This is a genomic window from Streptomyces sp. BE20 (assembly GCF_036322525.1).
Lineage (GTDB): Bacteria > Actinomycetota > Actinomycetes > Streptomycetales > Streptomycetaceae > Kitasatospora.
Genome location: NZ_JAQYWW010001161.1, coordinates 1 through 243, shown reverse-complemented (window position 1 = coordinate 243; position 243 = coordinate 1). Strand labels below are relative to the sequence as shown.

Annotated in this window: 1 protein-coding gene; it reads left to right on the top strand. The window is 65.8% G+C overall.

Annotated features, from left to right (window positions below):
* On the top strand, positions 1-243 hold a 243-nt coding region (locus tag PUR61_RS36610; RefSeq protein WP_329883882.1), incomplete at both ends, for an extracellular solute-binding protein.

Here is a 243-nt window from a genome sequence, read left to right as displayed (position 1 = left end):
TCGGAGTCCGCCGGGCCCACCACCGTCACGTTCTGGTCGATGCCCTACTGGATCGGCCAGGACACCAAGGTCAAGGCCCTGGTGGACGAGTTCAACGCCTCCCAGGGCAAGGTGAAGGTCGAACTCACGCTCCTGGAGTGGAAGGACGGCCGGGACAAGATCAAGCAGGCCGTCGCCGCCGGCAAGGGCCCCGACGTCTGGCTGATGAACAACGGCCTGGAGCTCGACTACCTCAAGGCCGGC